This is a genomic window from Nocardia sp. NPDC049707, from assembly GCF_040674855.1.
In the GTDB taxonomy this organism is placed as follows: Bacteria; Actinomycetota; Actinomycetes; order Mycobacteriales; family Mycobacteriaceae; genus Nocardia.
On sequence record NZ_JBFANN010000006.1, the window covers coordinates 1 to 19,392 of the forward strand.

17 protein-coding genes are annotated in these 19,392 nt (G+C 66.2%); 7 read left to right on the top strand and 10 right to left on the bottom strand.

The features are described from left to right. Positions 1-171: 171 nt before the first annotated feature. From AB0J29_RS08150 to AB0J29_RS08180, 7 genes are all read right to left on the bottom strand, one after another. Positions 172-543: a metal-sulfur cluster assembly factor gene (locus AB0J29_RS08150; protein ID WP_364781232.1), complete on the bottom strand. Its 372-nt coding sequence runs from the start codon at positions 541-543 to the stop codon at positions 172-174. Further along, positions 540-1,034: a Fe-S cluster assembly sulfur transfer protein SufU gene (gene sufU / locus AB0J29_RS08155; protein ID WP_364781235.1), complete on the bottom strand. Its 495-nt coding sequence runs from the start codon at positions 1,032-1,034 to the stop codon at positions 540-542. Before sufU ends, AB0J29_RS08150 begins: the two co-directional genes overlap by 4 nt. Before the next feature lie 22 nt (positions 1,035-1,056). After that, positions 1,057-2,328, bottom strand: coding sequence for a cysteine desulfurase (locus tag AB0J29_RS08160; protein ID WP_364781238.1), 1,272 nt, complete (start codon positions 2,326-2,328; stop codon positions 1,057-1,059). 1 nt (position 2,329) lies between these two features. Next, positions 2,330-3,148: a Fe-S cluster assembly ATPase SufC gene (sufC, locus tag AB0J29_RS08165; protein ID WP_364781241.1), complete on the bottom strand. Its 819-nt coding sequence runs from the start codon at positions 3,146-3,148 to the stop codon at positions 2,330-2,332. A gap of 73 nt (positions 3,149-3,221) precedes the next feature. Continuing rightward, complete coding sequence (gene sufD, locus AB0J29_RS08170) at positions 3,222-4,484, bottom strand: Fe-S cluster assembly protein SufD (RefSeq protein ID WP_364781244.1); 1,263 nt, start codon at positions 4,482-4,484, stop codon at positions 3,222-3,224. Beyond that, on the bottom strand, positions 4,484-5,920 hold the full coding sequence (gene sufB / locus AB0J29_RS08175; RefSeq protein WP_364781247.1) for a Fe-S cluster assembly protein SufB: 1,437 nt from the start codon (positions 5,918-5,920) through the stop codon (positions 4,484-4,486). The genes sufD and sufB overlap by 1 nt, the downstream gene beginning before the upstream one ends. Continuing rightward, the gene (locus AB0J29_RS08180; RefSeq protein ID WP_364781748.1) at positions 5,917-6,648 is read right to left on the bottom strand and encodes a metalloregulator ArsR/SmtB family transcription factor; all 732 of its coding nucleotides are present in this window, start codon (positions 6,646-6,648) and stop codon (positions 5,917-5,919) included. Before AB0J29_RS08180 ends, sufB begins: the two co-directional genes overlap by 4 nt. A 429-nt stretch (positions 6,649-7,077) precedes the next feature. On the opposite strand from AB0J29_RS08180, the gene mptB reads away from it, so the two are divergent. The 4 genes from mptB (at position 7,078) to AB0J29_RS08200 (ending at position 11,775) form a co-directional block, all read left to right on the top strand. Next, positions 7,078-8,820 (top strand): polyprenol phosphomannose-dependent alpha 1,6 mannosyltransferase MptB, encoded by a 1,743-nt coding sequence (mptB, locus tag AB0J29_RS08185; protein ID WP_364781751.1) that lies wholly within the window; start codon positions 7,078-7,080, stop codon positions 8,818-8,820. A 128-nt stretch (positions 8,821-8,948) separates the two neighbouring features. After that, positions 8,949-9,881, top strand: a complete 933-nt coding sequence (locus tag AB0J29_RS08190; protein WP_364781250.1) for an ABC transporter ATP-binding protein — start codon at positions 8,949-8,951, stop codon at positions 9,879-9,881. Continuing rightward, a complete protein-coding gene (locus tag AB0J29_RS08195) occupies positions 9,878-10,669 on the top strand; it encodes an ABC transporter permease (protein ID WP_364781253.1) in 792 nt (263 codons plus the stop codon). Before AB0J29_RS08190 ends, AB0J29_RS08195 begins: the two co-directional genes overlap by 4 nt. A gap of 131 nt (positions 10,670-10,800) precedes the next feature. Next, positions 10,801-11,775, top strand: coding sequence for a heme A synthase (locus tag AB0J29_RS08200; protein ID WP_364781256.1), 975 nt, complete (start codon positions 10,801-10,803; stop codon positions 11,773-11,775). A 332-nt stretch (positions 11,776-12,107) separates the two neighbouring features. On the opposite strand, the gene AB0J29_RS08205 is transcribed toward AB0J29_RS08200, so the two are convergent. Continuing rightward, positions 12,108-12,944 (bottom strand): hypothetical protein, encoded by an 837-nt coding sequence (locus tag AB0J29_RS08205; RefSeq protein ID WP_364781259.1) that lies wholly within the window; start codon positions 12,942-12,944, stop codon positions 12,108-12,110. Positions 12,945-13,350: 406 nt separating this feature from the next. Further along, complete coding sequence (locus AB0J29_RS08210) at positions 13,351-13,701, bottom strand: hypothetical protein (protein WP_364781262.1); 351 nt, start codon at positions 13,699-13,701, stop codon at positions 13,351-13,353. Positions 13,702-13,762: 61 nt separating this feature from the next. Here AB0J29_RS08210 and AB0J29_RS08215 point away from each other — a divergent pair, with 61 nt between their 5' ends. After that, positions 13,763-14,728: a quinone oxidoreductase gene (locus AB0J29_RS08215; RefSeq protein WP_364781265.1), complete on the top strand. Its 966-nt coding sequence runs from the start codon at positions 13,763-13,765 to the stop codon at positions 14,726-14,728. An 89-nt stretch (positions 14,729-14,817) separates the two neighbouring features. Here AB0J29_RS08215 and AB0J29_RS08220 read toward each other — a convergent pair whose 3' ends face one another. Next, entirely contained in the window at positions 14,818-15,807 is a 990-nt protein-coding gene (locus AB0J29_RS08220) for a heme o synthase (protein ID WP_364781268.1), read from the bottom strand. 306 nt (positions 15,808-16,113) lie between these two features. Between AB0J29_RS08220 and tkt the strand changes: the two genes are divergently transcribed. Next, positions 16,114-18,255, top strand: coding sequence for a transketolase (tkt, locus tag AB0J29_RS08225; protein ID WP_364781271.1), 2,142 nt, complete (start codon positions 16,114-16,116; stop codon positions 18,253-18,255). Between the two features lie 6 nt (positions 18,256-18,261). Beyond that, complete coding sequence (gene tal, locus AB0J29_RS08230) at positions 18,262-19,392, top strand: transaldolase (RefSeq protein WP_364781274.1); 1,131 nt, start codon at positions 18,262-18,264, stop codon at positions 19,390-19,392.

The following is a 19,392-nucleotide window of genomic DNA, read 5'->3' on the forward strand; positions in this document are numbered from 1 at the left end:
TGCGGTGAGAGCCGCACGTCCGGTTCGGCGGGCGGCCACGGGAGACGGACCCGCGGGCAACCCGGGCACCGCGCCCGTGGCCGACCCAACTGATCGAAGCGAGCCACGCACTGTTGTCAGGGCGTGGCTCGTGCGCGCGACAGGCTCGGCGCCGCAGCGGTATTCGCGGTTCTAGACCGTGAAGCCCAAGGCGCGGAGCTGTTCGCGACCGTCCTCGGTGATCTTGTCGGGGCCCCACGGAGGCATCCAGACCCAGTTGATCTTGAGGTCTTCGACCAGACCGGAACGGACCAGAGCGTTGCGGGATTGGTCCTCGATGACATCGGTCAGCGGGCAGGCCGCCGAGGTGAGGGTCATATCGAGGGTGGCGATATTGTCCTGGTCCACACTCAGGCCGTAGACCAGGCCGAGGTCGACGACATTGATGCCGAGTTCGGGATCGACGACATCGCGCATCGCCTCCTCGATATCCTCGAGCTGCTTGATGTCCTCGGCCGAAAGTTCGACCTGCTCGGTCGTTTCGGTGGCTGGTGTCTCGCTCATGACGGTTTTCCATTCGTGGAGATGTCGCTGCTCATGGTCCGCTTGGCCTCTTCCGCGGAGGTTATCCGGATCACCGCATCCTTGAACGCCAGCCAGCCGAGCAGTGCGCATTTGACCCGCGCCGGGTACTTGGACACTCCGCTCAGCGCGATGCCGTCGCCGATCATGTCCTCGTCACCCTCGATAGTGCCGCGGCTGGAGATCATCTGGTTGTACGAGTCGACCACCTTCAGCGCCTGCTGCACCGGCAGTCCGATCACCTGATCGGTGAGGATCGAGGTGGCGGCCTGACTGATCGAACAGCCCTGACCGTCATAGGACACATCGGCCACATCACCGTTGCCGTTGAGCTGGACACGCAAAGTCACCTCGTCACCGCAGGTCGGGTTGACGTGGTGCACTTCGGCCCCGAACGGCTCCCGCAGCCCGCGGTGATGCGGGTGCTTGTAGTGATCGAGGATCACTTCCTGATACATCTGCTCCATGCGCATGTCTTATGCAACTCCACAGTGTTTAATTGTCGGCGTTCGCTGCGCTGACACCGAAGAAGCTCTGGGCCTTCCGCACGGCGGCTACCAGCTGGTCTACCTCATCAAGGGTGTTGTAAACCGCGAAGGACGCACGGGCAGTGGCCGGAACGCCGAGACGGCGCATCAGCGGCCAGGCGCAGTGGTGGCCCACTCGCACGGCAACGCCCTCGTCGTCGAGAATCTGCCCGACGTCATGGGCGTGGATGCCCTCGACCACGAACGACACCGCGCCGCCGCGATCGATATTCTCCGTCGGTCCGATTATCCGCACGCCCGCGATCGCCGCGAGTCCATCCAGCGACGCACCTGTGAGCATATGCTCGTGTGCCGCAACAGCTTCCATGCCGATCTGTTCGAGATACTGCACGGCCGCGCCCAATCCGACCACCTGCGAAGTCATCGGCACACCGGCCTCGAACCGTTGCGGCGGCGGCGCGTAGGTGCTGCCCTGCATCGTGACGGTCTCGATCATCGAACCGCCGGTGATGAACGGCGGGGTCTCCTCGAGCAGCGCCCGCCGCCCGTAGAGCACACCGACACCCGACGGTCCGAGCATCTTGTGCCCGGAGAACGCGGCGAAGTCGACGCCCAGCTCACGGAAGTTCACCGGCATATGCGGCACCGACTGGCAGGCATCCAGCACGGTGAGCGCGCCGACTTCCGTTGCTCGGCGCACCAATTCGGCCACATCGGTGACCGCACCGGTCACATTCGACTGATGCGTGAACGCGACAACCTTTGTGGCGGACGACAATTCGAGGGAATCGAGATCGATCCGCCCGTCATCGGTAATGCCGTACCACTTCAGGGTCGCACCGGTCCGGCGCGCGAGTTCCTGCCACGGGACGAGATTCGCGTGATGCTCGAGCTCGGTGACGACGATCTCGTCACCCGGACCGACGTGGTACGGGAAGCGATCATCGGAAAACGCGTATGTCACCAGATTCAGCGATTCGGTCGCATTCTTGGTGAAGACGATCTCGTCCGCGTCCACACCGACGAATCGGCCGATATCGGCTCGTGCGCCCTCGTACGCGTCGGTGGCCTCCTCGGCCAACTGGTGCGCACCGCGATGTACAGCCGAATTGCGCTCGGTGAGGAATTCACGTTCCGCATCGAGTACGGCGAGGGGACGCTGCGAGGTCGCGCCCGAGTCCAGGTACACCAACGGCTTCCCGTCCCGAACCGTGCGGTTCAGGATCGGGAAGTCGGCCCGGATGCGGGCGACGTCGAGGGTGCGGACCGTGGCGGTCATATCAGGCTCCAGCGGTAGCGGACTGGGGGACGGCGGTCGGCGCGGCCGACTGGGTGGGCGAGCCATGTGTGAAGCGGACGTAGCCGTTGGCATCGAGCTCTTCGGCCAGCTCGGCGCCGCCCTCGGCGACGATGCGGCCGCCGACGAAGACATGCACGAATTCGGGCTGGATGTAACGCAGGATGCGGGTGTAGTGCGTGATCAGCAGCACGCCACCATTCTCGCGCTCCTTGTAGCGGTTGACGCCCTCGGAGACGATGCGCAGCGCGTCGACGTCCAGGCCGGAGTCGGTCTCGTCCAGGATGGCGATCTTCGGCTTGAGCAGACCCAGTTGCAGGATCTCGTGGCGCTTCTTCTCACCACCGGAGAAGCCCTCGTTCACGCTGCGCTCGGCGAAGGCGGCGTCGATTTCCAGCTCATTCATCGACTCCTTCACCTCCTTGACCCAGGTGCGCAGTTTGGGGGCCTCGCCGCGGACCGCGGTAGCGGCGGTGCGCAGGAAGTTCGACATCGAAACACCGGGGACCTCGACCGGGTACTGCATGGCCAGGAACAGACCCGCCCGCGCCCGCTCGTCGACCGACATCGCGAGCACATCCTCACCGTCGAGGGTGATCGAACCCGAGGTCACCGTGTACTTCGGATGTCCGGCGATCGCGTACGACAGCGTCGACTTGCCGGAGCCGTTCGGGCCCATGATCGCGTGCGTCTCACCGGATTTGATGGTGAGATTCACGCCATTGAGGATCTTGATGGGCTCGCCGGACTCGTCCGGGTTGGCGACCTCGACGTGCAGGTCCTTGATTTCCAGGGTGGTCATCGAATTCGGATTCCTTTGCGGGGTATGGGGTTCTGGTCTCTTCGAGCGACCTGCAAGCAGTCGCTGGCGGCGGTCAGGCGCCGATAGCGGCGAGTTCGGCCTCGATGGCCGACTCCAGCCGCTCCCGGACCTCGGGGACCGCGATCTTCTGGATGATTTCGTGGAAGAAACCACGCACCACCAGCCGGCGGGCGGCATCCTCCGGGATGCCGCGGGCACGCAGGTAGAACAGCTGCTCGTCGTCGAAGCGGCCGGTGGCACTCGCGTGGCCGGCACCGACGATCTCACCGGTCTCGATCTCGAGATTCGGCACCGAATCGGCGCGCGCACCGTCGGTGAGCACCAGGTTGCGGTTCACCTCGAAGGTGTCGGTGCCCTCGGCAGCGGCACGGATGAGTACGTCACCGACCCACACCGTGCGGGCGTCACCCTTGGGTTTGTGCGCGGAGCTTGCCGAGTGCCCATCGAGCAGAGCCGGATCACCTTGCAGCGCACCCTTGTACAGCACCCTGGATTTGCAGTGCGGCACCGCGTGGTCGACCAGCAGACGCTGCTCGAAGTGCTGACCGGCGTCGGCGAAGTAGAGGCCGAGCAGTTCGGCATCGCCGCCGGGACCCGCGTAGCGCACATTGCCGGTCAGGCGCACCAGGTCACCGCCGAGGGTGACCGAGGTGTGCCGCAGGGTGGCATCACGACCGAGCTTGGCGTGGTGCGCGGTAGCGTGCACGGCGTCGTCGGCCCAGTCCTGGATCGCGACGACGGTCAGCTTGGCACTGTCGCCGAGTACGAATTCGATGTTCTCGGCGTAGGTTCCGCTGCCGCGCTGGTCGATGATCATGGTGGCGACCGCGAAGTTGCCGAGCCGGACCTGCAGGTGACCGTACGCCGTCTTACCCTCGCCGGGACCGGTGACCGAAACGGTAACCGCTTCGGCGACTTCGGTTTCCGCGCCGACCGAGATCACGGTCGCCTGTTCGAAACTCGAGTATGCCTGGGCCGCGACCCGATCCGACGGCACCCCGGCCGCGCCGAGGCGAGAGTCGGTGCGCGCCACCGTTTCCACGGTCACACCGGCTACCCCCGCGGGACTCGCGTCAGGGCCGCCATCGGACACGACGACCTCGACCGTGACCGCACCGTCCCGTACGGCGGTGCCGTCGTGCAGGCCACGCAGGCGACGCAGCGGGGTGAACCGCCACGCCTCATCCTTCGCCGAGGGCACCTCGAAGGCGTTCACATCGAAGGAGGTGAACACCTCCCCCTTATTGCTGGGCGCGTGGGTCGCGTCGGTAATGCGAGCCTCGGCGGCTTCGGCAACATTGTCCAGGGTTGCCATCAGCCGACGGCTCCTTCCATCTGCAGTTCGATCAGGCGGTTCAGCTCGAGTGCGTACTCCATCGGGAGTTCCTTGGCGATCGGCTCGACGAAGCCACGCACTACCATCGCCATCGCCTCGTCCTCGGTGAGGCCGCGGCTCATCAGGTAGAACAGCTGATCCTCGGACACCTTCGAGACCGTGGCCTCGTGGCCCATGGTCACGTCGTCCTCGCGGATGTCGACGTAGGGGTAGGTGTCGGAGCGACTGATCGTATCGACGAGCAGCGCATCACATTTCACGGTCGACTTGGAACCGTGCGCGCCCTTGTTGACCTGGACCAGACCGCGGTAGGACGCGCGGCCGCCACCACGCGCCACCGACTTCGACACGATGGTCGAGGAGGTGTGCGGCGCCAGGTGCAGCATCTTCGCGCCGGTGTCCTGGTGCTGGCCCTCGCCCGCGAAGGCGACCGAGAGGACCTCACCCTTGGCGTACTCGCCGGTCATCCAGACCGCTGGATACTTCATGGTGACCTTGGAGCCGATATTGCCGTCGATCCACTCCATGGTCGCGCCCGCCTCGGCCTTGGCCCGCTTTGTGACCAGGTTGTAGACGTTGTTCGACCAGTTCTGGATGGTGGTGTAGCGGCAGCGTCCGCCCTTCTTCACGATGATCTCGACCACCGCGGAATGCAGCGAATCGGACTTGTAGATCGGCGCGGTGCAACCCTCGACGTAGTGCACGTAGGCGCCCTCGTCGACGATGATCAGGGTCCGCTCGAACTGACCCATATTCTCGGTATTGATCCGGAAGTATGCCTGCAGCGGAATGTCGACCTGCACGCCCGGCGGCACGTAGATGAACGAACCACCCGACCATACGGCGGTATTCAGCGCGGAGAACTTGTTGTCACCGGCCGGGATCACGGTGCCGAAGTACCGCTCGAAGATTTCCGGATGCTCGCGCAGACCGGTATCGGTGTCCAGGAAGATGACGCCTTGGGCCTCCAGGTCCTCGCGGATCTGGTGGTAGACGACCTCGGATTCGTACTGCGCGGCGACACCGGCGACCAGGCGCTGCTTCTCCGCCTCTGGGATGCCGAGCTTGTCGTAGGTGTTCTTGATGTCCTCGGGCAGGTCTTCCCAGCTCTCGGCCTGCTTCTCGGTCGAGCGCACGAAGTATTTGATGTTGTCGAAGTCGATGCCGTCGAGATTGGAGCCCCACTTCGGCATCGGCTTGCGATCGAAGATGCGCAGCGCCTTGAGCCGGTGCTCGAGCATCCACTCGGTCTCGTTCTTCTTGGCCGAGATGTCGCGGACGACAGCCTCGGACAGGCCTCGTTGCGCGCTGGCACCGGCCTCATCCGAATCGGCCCAGCCGTAACCGTAGTTGCCCAGGGAAGCAATGGTCTCTTCCTGGGTGAGCGGTTGCACCTGGTCGGTGGTCGTCGTCATTCGGCGCTCCTTCCGGAGTCGTTCGTGCGTACCGCTGCGGGCTGTGCAGCGGTCGTTGGGGAAGCGTTCGCTTTATCGGTGATGGGGAGAACGAACAGCGGGACATGGGTCGTGCACGCGCAATCGCCGTTGGCGATCGTCGCAAGTCGCTGGACGTGGGTTCCGAGCAGGTCCCGGAAAGCCTCGAGTTCGGCCTCGCACAACTGCGGGAATTCCTCGGCGACGTGGGCCACCGGGCAGTGGTGCTGGCAGATCTGTACGCCCGCGCCGACCTTGCGGGTGGACGCGGCGAATCCGGCGTCGGTAAAGGCCTCGGCGATCTCGTCCGCCTTGGCGGTGGTGGTCTCGGGGGTGTGCTCGGCGACCGGTTCGATGCCCTTGACGATGGTCCGCGCCTGCTTGCGCGCGAAATCGGTAATCGCCTGCTCGCCGCCGACCTCACCGAGTTGGCGAATCGCCGCACCGGCCAGATCGTCGTACGCGTGCCCGAGCCGTCCTCTGCCAACCGCCGTCAGCTGATACTGCTTGGCGGGACGGCCGCGCCCCTTCTGCTGCCACGGCGCCGAACGGCTGGCCCGCGCCTGACCGGATTCGATCAGTGCGTCCAGATGCCGTCGGACACCGGCGGGCGTCAGACCGAGCTTGGTGCCGATTGCGGTCGCGGTGATCGGGCCCTCTTCGAGCAGCAACTGGACCACCGCGGCGCGAGTATGTCCTTCGCCGCCCATGACCAGGGTCGCGGGCGCGGCAACGGATGCGGTACCGGTGCGGCGACCGGTCCCTCCATCCTCGTCGTACGGCAAACCCACGTTTTTCACAACACCAGTGTGACGGAATTAGTTCCCGGAATCCAATAAGGGTGCCCTGAGTCGACCGGGCCGATGACCTGCACGGGAACGCTCTGCGGGCGGCGTGCGGATACGACACATGCACCACCTGCGGATCTCGCGTGCAGACCGACCCGAGCACCCGCCGGAATTGCAGGTGCGATTTAGGCCACACGACGGTGGCGAAAATCCGTCAGCGCACCTGACGCCGCCGATCCGCACCTCCGCCGCCGCCCGGTGCTCGGGTCCGAAGTAGCGCGAATATGTGCCCCGCGGTCGGTTTCGCGGAGCACCGGAAACGCCGGTGGCATCGGCTACGCTGACCGCGTGATGTCAGGCGAACACGGCGAACCAGGGCGCGACTGGTCGACCACCTCGGGCACCCTGATTCGCCTGCGTAAGACCGCGCCTATCAGCACCGCCGTATCACTGGGACGTCGGATCATCGGTCTGGATGTCGCGCCCGACCACACCGTCGGCGACACCCTGCACATCAACGAACCCGAGGCCGCCGAACTCAACCCGCAGGAGACCACGCAATTGCGCCGGGTCCGACTGTTGGGCGCCACGGGTTCGGTCATGATGGCCATCGGCGCCCTGGGTCTGGGCGCCCAACCCACACTGCAGAATCCGACCTACGGCAAGGCGATTCTCGGGCTGCCCGCGCGCGTGCACAATTCGGGGCTGGCGACGACCATGGTCGGCACGGTCATCGTGATGCTGGCCTGGCTGCTGCTCGGCCGATTCGCACTCGGCTTGCAGTCCAACCGCATTCGTCGCATCAGCCGCTCGCAACTGGACCGCACGCTGCTGCTGTGGATCATCCCGCTCTCGGTCGCACCCCCGATGTTCAGCCAGGATGTCTATTCCTATCTGGCCCAGGGGGAAATCGCGGCGAGTGGACTCGATCCCTATGACGTCGGGCCGGTACAAGGACTCGGCCAGGACCATATCCTGACGCGCAGCGTCCCCAATATCTGGCAGAATTCGCCCGCGCCATACGGCCCGCTCTCGATTTGGCTGGGCAAGGGCATCGCCGAAATCGTCGGCGACAATATGCTCGCCGGGGTGCTACTCCACCGAGCGCTGGCACTGCTCGGCGTGGCCTGCATCGTTTGGGCACTGCCGCGACTGGCACAGCGGTGTCGAGTATCGCCGGTCGCCGCATTGTGGCTCGGCGCAGTAAACCCGCTCGTGATATTCCACCTGGTATCCGGTGTACACAATGAGGCCATGATGCTCGGCCTGATGCTGGTCGGGCTGGAATACTGTCTGGCGGCCCTGAGCAATACCGGACCGATGCGTGGCCACACACTCGTGCTGCTCTTATCGGGAACCACCCTGATAGCGCTGTCCAGCATGGTCAAGATTCCATCGATGCTGGCACTGGCGTTCGTGTGGATGGCATTGAGCCGAAAATGGGGCGGCGATTGGCGTGCCGTGCTCAGATCCGCGCTATTCCTCGGTTGTGTCACGGGTGCCGTCATGCTCGCGGTGTGCCTGGGCAGCGGTCTCGGCTTCGGCTGGATAGACACCCTGACCGGGGCGAACTCGGTGCGCAGCTGGATGTCGCTGCCCACCGCGCTCGGGGTCGTCACCGGATTCGGCGGCGTCCTCCTGGGATTGGGCGACCACACCACCGCACTGTTGAGCATCACCCGACCGATCGCGGCGATCGCGGCCGCACTGATCGTGGTGCGGCTGATGGTGGCCACCTGGCGCGGACGGCTGCATCCGGTCGGTGCGCTCGGCGTCGCCTTCGGCGCGGTTGTCCTGCTGTTCCCGGTGGTACAGCCCTGGTATCTGCTTTGGGGCATCGTCCCGCTGGCGGCCTGGGCGAGCCGGCCGGCCTTCCGGGTCTCGGCCACGATCGCCTCGGCGGCGATCAGTGTCATGCTCATGCCGACGGGCAGCGAAATCCAGCCCTTTGTCCTTATCTATGCGGCCTGCATCACCATCCTCACCTGCACGCTGATGATCCTGGCCACCCGCAAGTCGCTGCCGTGGCGGTTACACCAGATCGGCGCAGACCGGGCGCCCACCACGGCCGGTCCGGCCGGACCGCAGAACTGACGAGGCAGGGGTGTCGTCCGGGTCACATCCCTCGACCGCTTACGGTGTGACACCGTGAGGGAGCGAAGCGAGCGAACCATAGGCACAGCACCCTTGGACGCGACGGATCCGAGCACCGAGGCGCGAGGGTGACCGCAGCCTCGGAACCCGCCGTCTGTATCGACGGCGTCGTCAAGCGCTACGGCGAGACCACCGCCGTCGCCGGGATCAGCTTCGCCGTCGAACAAGCGCAGGTGCTGGCCCTACTCGGACCGAACGGCGCGGGTAAGACAACGACCGTCGAGATGTGCGAGGGCTTCAAAACCCCGGATGCCGGTTCGGTCCGGGTACTCGGACTCGATCCGATCGCCGACTCCGACCGATTGCGGCCGCGCATCGGCGTCATGCTGCAGGGCGGTGGCGCGTACCCGGGTGCGCGCGCGGGTGAGATGCTCGACCTGGTCGCCGCCTACTCCGCCGATCCGCTCGATCCCGAATGGTTACTGAAAACCCTTGGCCTACAGGACAACCGACGCACACCGTACCGGCGCCTGTCCGGCGGCCAGCAACAGCGGCTCGCCCTGGCCTGTGCGCTCGTCGGTAAGCCGGAGATCGTCTTCCTCGACGAACCGACCGCGGGCCTGGACGCCCAGGCCCGGCTCATCGTGTGGGAGCTGATCGATGCGCTGCGCCGCGACGGCGTCACAGTACTGCTCACCACGCACATGATGGACGAGGCCGAGCAACTGGCCGACCAACTCGTGATCATCGATCACGGACAGATCGTCGCCTCTGGTACGCCCGCGGAGGTGACCGCGCACGGTGCGGCCGGTCAGCTGCGCTTCACCGCCCCACCGAAACTCGATCTGCGGCTACTGAAAACCGCACTGCCGGAAGGCTTCTCGCCGCGCGAGACGACGCCGGGACAGTATCTGGTCGAGGGTGAGATCGATCCGCAGGTGCTGGCGACGGTGACCGCGTGGTGTGCGCAGCAGAATGTGCTGGCGACCGATATCCGGATCGATCAGCGTCGCCTCGAGGACGTTTTCCTGGAACTCACCGGACGGGACCTACGCGGATGAATCAGCCAGATCCCGTCGGGAACCGCTTCGCACCGGGCACTTTCACCCCCGATCCGCGCCCGAGCAACCGCCTGGCCATGATGACCGCGCAGACCCGGCTCGAGCTGATCCTTTTGCTGCGCAATGGTGAACAGTTGCTGCTCACCATGTTCATTCCGATCACCCTGCTGGTCGGGCTCAGCCTGTTGCCGTTCGCGAACCTCGGCGAGAACCGAGTCGGCAAGATCGTGCCTGCGGTCATGATGGTCGCGGTCATGTCGACCGCCTTCACCGGACAAGCCATCGCGGTCGGATTCGACCGGCGCTATGGTGCGCTCAAGCGCCTGGGCGCCACCCCCCTCCCCCGCTGGGGCGTTGTGGCGGGCAAGAGTGCCGCGGTGCTGATCGTGGTGGTATTGCAGGCAATTCTCTTGGGGGCCATAGGTTTCGCACTCGGCTGGCGGCCAGACCTCCCCGGGCTCGCACTCGGCGCGCTGTTGATCGCGCTCGGCACGGCCACTTTCGCGGCAATGGGCCTGCTGCTCGGCGGCACACTCAAGGCGGAGATCGTGCTGGCACTGGCGAATATTCTGTGGTTCGTCATGCTCGGCATCGCCAGCATCGTGTTCGCATCCGATGATCTGCCCACGGTCGTGAATGTGCTCGTACGGTTGGCGCCGTCCGGGGCACTGGCGGTCACGCTGGAAGACGCCATGCGCACCAGCGTCGACTGGTTCGGAATCGCCGTCCTCGCCGCATGGGGCGGCATCTCCGGCTTCCTTGCTACCCGCTTCTTCCGTTTCGATTAGTCCGCGTGAGATCACGGCGGGATCTCCCGACCGATGCCGCCATGATGGCCACCTGATCTCGAACAGGCGGCAACGACGGGATGTAGTAGACCGGGTGCGGGCGGCCCGAATGGCCCGGCTACCATCATTGGGTGCTGTATCGCGCATTCCTGAGACTCGTCGATCTGCTCCCGCTGCCCTCGTTGCGAGTGCAGCGACTGATCGCCATCGCGGTCATCGTCTCCCAGGCGGGTATCGCCGTCACCGGTGCGATCGTGCGGGTCACCGCGTCCGGACTCGGGTGCCCGACCTGGCCGCAGTGCTTCCCGGGCAGCTTCACCCCGACCGGTGTGGCCGAGGTTCCGGTATTGCATCAGACCGTCGAGTTCGGCAACCGCATGCTGTCCTTCGCGGTAACGCTGTGCGCGGCGCTGATCGTGCTCGCCGTTACCCGGGCCCGCCGCCGGCGCGAGGTGCTGGTGTACGCGTGGCTGATGCCCGGCGGCACGGTGCTGCAGGCGGTCATCGGCGGTATCACCGTGCGCTCCGGCCTGCTGTGGTGGACGGTGGCGGTGCACCTGCTGGCGTCGATGCTGATGGTGTGGGTCGCGGTGGTCATGTTCGCGAAGGTCTGCGAACCCGATGACGGCATCGAAGTGATCCAGGCGCCCGCGCCGCTGCGCTGGCTCACCGGGCTCAGCGGTGTCGCGCTCGCCGGCGTTCTCATCGCGGGCACGCTGGTCAGCGGTGCCGGACCGCATGCGGGCGATAAGAGCATCGAGCGACCGGTCGAACGCCTGCAGGTCGAGATCGTCACCCTGGTGCACCTGCACTCGCAGCTGCTGGTCGGCTATCTCGCGCTGCTCATCGGTTTGGCCTTCGGTCTCTTCGCTGTCGGCATCGCCCCCGCCGTCCGCACCCGGCTGTTCGTCCTGCTCGGCCTGGTCGGTGCCCAGTCCCTGGTCGGCGTCGTGCAGTACTTCACCGACGTCCCGGCCGCGCTGGTTGCCACCCACGTCGGCGGCGCGGCCGCCTGCACCGCCGCCACCGCCGCCCTCTGGGCCGCCCTGCGCACCCGCGAACGCGTCCCGGCACCGGTCTCCAGTTCCGCCGAACAATTGGCATAGCGGATCGCGGCAACGTCGAGCGTCGAACTGCCACAACCGTTCCGGATATCGAACCGTACGAACGCGGCCTCCGAACCGAAGCGGGACTGGCCGAACTGGTTTCGGGGCGACTGCGCCCTGGCTGTCATGGACCCGTAGCCCTGCCACCCGAGCATCCGCACTGGACCGCGCCCGAGACCGCATGTCGCGGGCAGCAGCCGGCGCAGTCTCGAACGCGCCTACGCCGTTGTCGCGAGGGAGGCCACCGGAATCGCAGCCAGCGAGCTGCCGAAAACCTTGTGCGCGGCGATTATCGACACGGTGCCGCGCTAACGCGGCCCGTACTCGACCGATTATGCGAATCGCGGCCGAGTGACACGTGCAAGCGTTCGGGTCAAGGCATCCGATGCCAGTTGCCCGCGTTGGAGCCGCAGCCCCGCGTAGCACGGATCGCCGTTCTCGACGAGCCCGACGATCATCGGCTCCTCCAATTGCTCTGCGGCGAAGGCGTATATCTGCTCCAGCTTCGGCACGATCAGACCGTAATCGAGGGCCCGTGCCACGCGTCCCTCCAGTGCGAGCACCGCGTCGACGGACATATTCGCCAGCGGATACTCCTCGGGAAAGACATTGCGCAGATCGAGGAATAGGCGAACCGAGCTGCGGCGCGGATCGGCCGACCAGCCGCCGAGGGCACCGAACCGGCCGAGCGCGAGCGTCGGCCGTGCCACCAGCACCTGGGTGAACAGCACCCGCATGAGCGTCACATTGATCATCAACCGTTCGGCGGGCAGTTCGGCCGCGGCCAACCTCTGATGTTGTAGATAACCGGCGACGATGCTGCGATTGTGCGCCCGGTACCACGCCGCGGGCGAAGGGGCGATAAGGAATTCGAGCCACAGCCGGGCACCGGGTGTCGACGCGTCGTGGGCGCCGCCGCGATGCAGCAGCGCGGCCTCCAGTTTGTCGTGCAGCAGCCGGTCGTTGATGGCCCGCCACCACGGGCTGCCGGTCGCGGCATCGAGGACGCCACGGGCGAGTTCCCACTGCAGGAAGGCGATTTCGGCGCGACGGTAGGCGCGCAGTTCCGGTGGGTAGAAGCTCTCGGCGAGCGCGACGCGCTGCCGCGCGTCGGCATGCGCGGCACCGACCCGCCGAGCCGCCAGCTTGCTCGCCTTATCCGCGTTCATCCTCCCCTACTCTACGATCCGGACGGAACCACGATCGTGCAGGCCGGCGCCGGCGCTGCCACAATCGGGGCGGTGTTGCTGTTCCTACCCGATCTGAAAGCGGGTCCGTCGCGTCCCGCTCGACCGCATCACCTTCCCGGCCATGCTGTCCGGGTGCTCATCGAATTCGATTCGACTAGGTGGCACATGAATATCGAACCGGCGAAACGCTTTTCACCTGGTTCCGCCCGCTGTGCACCACCGATCCGTATCCCCGAGGCCATGCAGCATGCCCCGCACATCTACCAGGCGCGCGGTTTGATCCTGCTGCTGATCCTCAGTATCTGGCCCTTCACCCGGCTCGCGAGTAGCTTCGCGGGCCCGGTCCCGCGCGAATCGACGGCGCGACCACCGGAGCCTGAACGGCTCAGTTCTCGTTGCGCGCCTTGGGAAAACGGGTCTGCCGGGCGACCCAACCGGCCATCTTGGCCCAGTGGCCCTTGCTCGGGGTGACCACCGAGATCAGCTCGCGATCCCATTCATCGGCCTCGGTGAGGCCGTCGATGGTCTCGACCAATTCCTTGGCGGTCGCCAGATCGTCGACCACTCGGTCGCCGAGGACGCCGTCGGAGCCGACCAGGGTGACGCGCACACCCGCGCGGCCGATCGGCTGCAGCACGGCAGTGGCGGAGCCGCCGTGTTCGGCGACGAATCCCTTGACCGAATCCACTAGGGAACCCGACAGTTGCACTGCAGCGGTGGCAGCTCGAGCACTCATGGCGGTTAGTTTACTGACCGGTACGTTCAGATCCAGCCCCTGTGGGTGTAGAACGGATCTCATGCACGCTATTCAGGTTTCCGAGCACGGTGGTCCCGAAGTCCTGAACTACGTCGAGGTGCCGGATCCGCGGATCGGTCCGGATCAGCTGCTCGTCGACACCGAGGCGATCGGCATCAACTTCATCGACACCTATATCCGCACCGGCCGCTACCCGCAGGCGGTCCCCTATGTTCCCGGCGCCGAGGGCACCGGCGTGGTGGCGGAGGTGGGCGCGAATGTGACCGAATTCGCGGTCGGCGACCGGGTCGCCTGGGCGGCCGCCCCCGGCAGCTACGCTCAGCGGGTCGCCGTACCGGCCGCGGTCGCGGTCAAGGTGCCCGCTGGCGTCGACGCACCGGTCGCCGCTTCGGCGCTGCTGCAAGGTATGACCGCGCACTACCTCATCGAATCGATCTACAAGCCCGAACCCGGCGAGACCGTGCTGGTGCACGCGGGCGCGGGCGGCGTCGGCCTGTTGCTCACCCAGCTCGCCGTCGCGCGCGGTGTGCGGGTGATCACCACGGTCTCCTCGGATGCGAAGGAGAAACTGTCCCGCGAGGCGGGTGCGACAGAGGTGCTGCGCTACACCGATGATCTCGCCGAGCAGGTCCGCGCACGCACCGACGGCGTCGGCGTCGCCGCTGTCTACGACGGTGTCGGCGCGGCCACCTTCGAGGCCAGCCTCGCGTCGTTGCGGGTGCGCGGCATGCTGGCCCTCTTCGGCGCGGCCAGCGGCCCGGTCCCGTCCTTCGATCTGCAGCGTCTCAACCCGGCGGGCTCGCTGTTCGTCACCCGGCCCACACTGCTGCACTACACCCGTGACCGTGCCGAATTGCTCTGGCGCGCAACCGATATTCTGACCGCGATCGCCAACGGCACGCTGCACGTGCGGATCGGTGCCACGTATCCGCTGGCCGAAGCCGAGCAGGCACATCGCGATCTCGAGGGCCGCAAGACCACCGGCTCGATCGTCCTGCTGCCATAGCGCGCGATCGGATGCGAGGCCACTGGTCCTCGCATCCGGTGCCCGATGGCCCGATCCGCATATCCGACCCGATGGCTATATCGGCTGAGCTAGCTGAAGAAGCTGCCGATCGTGTGCCACCCGAGCACCGAATCCACCGCCAGACCACAGAACACCATGGCCAGATAGTTGTTGGACTGCAGGAACAGTCGCAGCGGCTTCACCGATTCACCGCGCCGCACACCGGAGTACAACTGGTGCGCCATGAGCAGGAACCACGCTCCGGCCACCAGTGCGACGGCCGCGTAGACCACACCGGTCGCGGGCACCAGTGCGAGTGTGGTCAGTACGGTGAGCCAGGTGTAGATGACGATCTGCTTGGTGACAGCCTGCTCGGTGGCGACGACCGGTAGCATCGGCACTCCGGCCGCGCGGTAGTCCTCCTTGTAGCGCATGGCCAACGCCCAGGTGTGCGGCGGCGTCCAGAAGAAGATGACACCGAAGAGCGCGATCGCGGGCCAGCCGATGTTCCCGGTCACCGCCGACCAGCCGACCAGCGCGGGCATGCATCCGGCCGCGCCGCCCCACACCACATTCTGCGAGGTACGGCGCTTGAGGCCGAGGGTGTACACAAAGACGTAGAACAGGATCGTCGCGACGACCAGCAGACCACTGAGCAGATTCGCCTGCCACCACAGCCAGGCGAACGAGCCGATGCCGAGCGCCACACCGAAGACGAACGCGTGCGAGGTCGCTACGGCCTCCCGCGCCAGCGGCCGCTTCGCGGTCCGCTTCATCACCTTGTCGATATCGGCATCGGCGACGCAGTTGAGCGTGTTGGCGCTCGCGGCGCCCATCCAACCGCCGAACAGCGTGGCCAAGATCAGTCGGATATCGACATGGCCGCGATCGGCCAGCAGCATTGTCGGAATGGTCGCGACCAGCAGCAGCTCGATGACGCGCGGCTTGGTCAACGCGATATAGGCGAGCGGTCGCCGCAGTAGTCGGGACAGCAGGCCATCGCCGGTCAACCGGTCGGCCAGCGCCGTCGCGGAGGAGCCGTGTGCGCCATTGCCACCCGGCTGTTGCCCAATCCGCACTGTCTCTCCTCGCACGCTGTGCATCGCATCCGGCATGAAACCACCACCGCGCTCCCCTGCACGAGCTGGTGCGAGGCGGCAACTACTACAGACGATGGTAGACCCAGCCGCACAGCCATCGTTCCGTAGCCCCTCGCTCCGGCACGGTGCCGGAGCGATTCGACACTCGAAGTAAGCCGGGTTCCTCACATGCCGGTCATCGGGCACATCTAGGGTAGTTGGGGTAAGCCGGTCCGCATTCCACCGCTGCCGTGCGTGCACCCCGCCGCCACCGTCGACGAAACCAATGTCAGGAGAACCTCGGTCGTGTCAGTGACAGACGACATCCGCGCCCTCACTCAGCCGAACCACCCGGACGACTGGACGGATCTGGACACCAAGGCCGTCGACACTGTCCGGGTTCTAGCCGCCGACTCGGTGCAGAACGCCGGGAACGGGCACCCCGGCACCGCGATGAGCCTCGCACCGCTGGCCTACACGCTCTATCAGCGCACCATGCGCGTGGACCCGAGCGATCCGAGCTGGGTCGGCCGGGACCGCTTCGTACTGTCCTGCGGTCACTCCAGCATCACCCAGTACATCCAGCTCTACCTGGCCGGATACGGTCTGGAGCTGGATGATCTCGAACATCTGCGCAAATGGGGCTCGCTCACTCCGGGCCACCCCGAATTCCGCCACACCGACGGCGTCGAGATCACCACCGGCCCACTGGGTCAGGGTCTGGCCTCCGCGGTCGGTATGGCGATGGCGGCGCGGCGTGAGCGCGGTCTGTTCGACCCGGACGCCGCACCAGGCACCAGCCCGTTCGACCACTTCATCTACGTCATCGCCTCCGATGGTGATATGGAGGAGGGCGTCACCTCCGAGGCTTCCTCGCTCGCGGGCACCCAGCAGCTGGGCAATCTGGTCGTGATCTACGACGACAACAAGATCTCCATCGAGGACGACACCACCATCGCCTTCACCGAGAATGTCGCTGAGCGATACCGGGCGTACGGCTGGCATGTGCAGGTGGTCGATGGCGGCGAGGACGTCGTCGCCATCGAGGCGGCGCTGGCCGCGGCCAAGGCGGAGACCGGTAAGCCCTCGATCATCGTGTTGCGCACCATCATCGGCTTCCCGGCGCCGAACAAAATGAACACCGGCGCCGCGCACGGCGCCGCACTCGGCGCCGACGAAGTGGCCGCCACCAAGAAGATCCTCGGCTTCGACCCGGAAAAGAACTTCCAGGTCGATGACGATGTCATCGCGCACACCCGCGAAGTCGTCGAGCGTGGTCGGCAGGCGCATGCGGCCTGGCAGCAGCAGTACGATGCGTGGGCCGCCGCCAACCCGCAGCACAAGGCGCTGTTCGATCGGCTCGCCAAGCGTGAGCTGCCCGCGGGCTGGGCCGCGCATCTGCCGACCTACGAGGCGGATCCGAAGGGGATGGCTACCCGCAAGGCGTCCGGCAAGGTGCTCGCCACGCTGGCGCCGGTGCTGCCGGAGCTGTGGGGCGGTTCGGCCGACCTCGCCGAATCCAACAACACCACCATGCCGGACGCGCCGAGCTTCGGTCCGGAATCGATTTCGACCGGCATGTGGAAGGCCAACCCGTACGGCCGCACCCTGCATTTCGGTGTCCGTGAGCACGCCATGGGCGCGATCCTCAACGGCATCGCCCTGCACGGCCCGACCCGTCCGTACGGCGGCACCTTCCTGGTCTTCTCCGACTACATGCGTCCGGCCGTGCGCTTGGCCGCGCTCATGCGCGTGCCCGCGATCTACGTGTGGACGCACGACTCCATCGGCCTCGGTGAGGACGGCCCGACGCATCAGCCGATCGAACATCTGGCCGCGCTACGCGCGATTCCGGGTCTGAACGTCGTCCGCCCCGGCGACGCCAACGAGACCACATACGCCTGGCGCACCATCCTGGAGCGCGACAGCAGCGAGCACACCTCGCACTTCTCGGTCTCCGAGCCCGCCCACCAGGACGGACCGTCCGCGCTCGCACTGACCCGCCAGGATCTGCCGATCCTCGAGGGCACCAGCTACGAAGGCGTCAAGAAGGGTGGCTACGTGCTGGCCGAGGCGTCCACCGGCATCCCGCAGGTAATCCTGATCGCGACCGGCTCCGAGCTCCAACTCGCGGTCGCCGCCCGCACTACGCTGGAGGCGCAGGGCATCGGCACCCGGGTGGTCTCGATGCCGTGCGTGGAGTGGTTCGACGCGCAGGACAAGGCGTATCGGGACGAGGTATTGCCGCCGGCGATCGCCGCTCGCGTGGCTGTCGAGGCCGGAATCGCGATGCCGTGGTACCGGTTCACCGGTGATGCGGGCGAGATCGTATCGATCGAGCACTTCGGTGCCTCGGCCGATTTCAAGACCTTGTTCCGCGAGTTCGGGATCACCGCGGAAGCCGTGGTGGCTGCCGCGCAGCGCACGCTGGAAAACGTGAAGGGATAAGAGCTCATGGCACAGAACAAAAACCTCGCCGCCCTCTCGGCCGCGGGCGTCTCGGTGTGGCTCGATGATCTGTCACGGGACCGGATCCAGTCCGGCAACCTCGCCGAGCTCATCGAAACCCGCAGTGTCGTCGGCGTCACCACCAATCCGACCATCTTCCAGGGCGCCCTGAGCAAGGGCCACGCCTACGACGGCCAGGTGAAAGAGCTTGCCGCCCAAGGCACGGATGTGGATTCCGCGATCCGGACCATCACCACCGACGACGTGCGTGCGGCCTGCGACGTGCTGGCCGGCGTCTACGAGGCCACCAACGGCGTCGACGGCCGGGTCTCCATCGAGGTCGACCCGCGCCTGGCCTTCGACGCCGAGCAGACGGTCGCCCAGGCCATCGACCTGTGGAAGACGGTGGACCGGCCCAACATGTTCATCAAGATTCCGGCCACCGAGGCGGGACTGCCCGCGATCACCCGAGTGATCGCGGAGGGCATCAGCGTCAACGTGACGCTGATCTTCTCGGTCAAGCGCTACCGCCAGGTGATGGGCGCCTACCTCGACGGTCTACGCGGCGCCAAGGCCGCCAGCCACGATCTGGCCAAGATCCATTCGGTCGCTTCGTTCTTCGTCTCCCGCGTGGACACCGAGATCGATAAGCGGCTCGAGGCGATCGGCACGCCGGAGGCGCTGGCACTGCGCGGACGAGCCGGTGTCGCCAACGCACACCTGGCCTACGCCGAATACCAGGATGTCTTCGACGGTGGTACGCACACCTCGACCTACTCGCATCTGGCGTCCAGCGGCGCGAATCGGCAACGACCGCTGTGGGCTTCGACGGGTGTCAAGAATCCGGAGTACTCGGACACGCTGTACGTCACCGAGCTGGTCGCGCCGAATACGGTGAACACGCTGCCGGAGAAGACGCTCGAGGCGGTCGCCGATCACGGCGAGATCCGGGGCGACGCCGTCAGCGGTGCCGCCGCGGCCGCGCAGGAGGTCTTCGACAAGCTCGTCGCGGTCGGCATCGACCTCGATGATGTGTTCGACGTGCTCGAGCGCGAGGGTGTCGAGAAGTTCGAGAAGTCGTGGGAGGAGCTGCTTTCCGCCACGGCAGGCGAACTGGCCAAGACTCGGGATAACTGA

Excerpts from the sequence above, each read along its gene's own strand:
- AB0J29_RS08195 (WP_364781253.1), top strand. The coding sequence starts at position 9,878 with ATGAATCAGCCAGATCCCGTCGGGAACCGCTTCGCACCGGGCACTTTC.
- AB0J29_RS08205 (WP_364781259.1), bottom strand. The coding sequence starts at position 12,944 with ATGAACGCGGATAAGGCGAGCAAGCTGGCGGCTCGGCGGGTCGGTGCC.
- AB0J29_RS08210 (WP_364781262.1), bottom strand. The coding sequence starts at position 13,701 with ATGAGTGCTCGAGCTGCCACCGCTGCAGTGCAACTGTCGGGTTCCCTA.
- tal (WP_364781274.1), top strand. The coding sequence starts at position 18,262 with ATGGCACAGAACAAAAACCTCGCCGCCCTCTCGGCCGCGGGCGTCTCG.
- AB0J29_RS08180 (WP_364781748.1), bottom strand. The coding sequence starts at position 6,648 with ATGGGCGGCGAAGGACATACTCGCGCCGCGGTGGTCCAGTTGCTGCTC.
- sufU (WP_364781235.1), bottom strand. The coding sequence starts at position 1,034 with ATGCGCATGGAGCAGATGTATCAGGAAGTGATCCTCGATCACTACAAG.
- AB0J29_RS08160 (WP_364781238.1), bottom strand. The coding sequence starts at position 2,328 with ATGACCGCCACGGTCCGCACCCTCGACGTCGCCCGCATCCGGGCCGAC.
- AB0J29_RS08150 (WP_364781232.1), bottom strand. The coding sequence starts at position 543 with ATGAGCGAGACACCAGCCACCGAAACGACCGAGCAGGTCGAACTTTCG.
- sufC (WP_364781241.1), bottom strand. The coding sequence starts at position 3,148 with ATGACCACCCTGGAAATCAAGGACCTGCACGTCGAGGTCGCCAACCCG.
- mptB (WP_364781751.1), top strand. The coding sequence starts at position 7,078 with ATGTCAGGCGAACACGGCGAACCAGGGCGCGACTGGTCGACCACCTCG.
- sufB (WP_364781247.1), bottom strand. The coding sequence starts at position 5,920 with ATGACGACGACCACCGACCAGGTGCAACCGCTCACCCAGGAAGAGACC.
- sufD (WP_364781244.1), bottom strand. The coding sequence starts at position 4,484 with ATGGCAACCCTGGACAATGTTGCCGAAGCCGCCGAGGCTCGCATTACC.
- AB0J29_RS08215 (WP_364781265.1), top strand. The coding sequence starts at position 13,763 with ATGCACGCTATTCAGGTTTCCGAGCACGGTGGTCCCGAAGTCCTGAAC.